Origin of the sequence: Streptococcus suis (assembly GCF_002964045.1) — a bacterium.
Lineage (GTDB): Bacteria > Bacillota > Bacilli > Lactobacillales > Streptococcaceae > Streptococcus > Streptococcus suis_U.
Window position 1 is genome coordinate 1 of the sequence record NZ_POPB01000362.1, and the last position, 296, is coordinate 296.

Consider the following 296-nt stretch of genomic DNA (forward strand, 5'->3'; position numbering starts at 1 on the left):
TATCAAGTGGCCTTTCAGTTGCTAGGCTTCGTACCTGGTGTGGACTATACAGATGTGGAGGAATTCCGCAAGACCAGCCAGTTTCCTATTGTCTACGGAGATGTCATCGATAACCTCTACCAACTCCTCAATACCCGTACCAAGTCTGGAAACACCTTGATTGACCAGCTGGTCAGCGACGACCTAATCCCAGAGGACAATCGCTACCACTTCTTCAATGGCAAAGCCTTGGCAACTTTTTCGACCAAGGACCTCATTCGTGAGGTGGTCTATGTGGAAACGCCTGTCGATACGGC

The 296-nt window shown here is 49.7% G+C and carries 1 pseudogene; it reads left to right on the forward strand.

Going from position 1 to position 296, the window contains the following annotated elements:
- Window positions 1-296 (forward strand): annotated as a pseudogene (locus C1E99_RS08815) (Xaa-Pro dipeptidyl-peptidase); the annotation flags it as partial.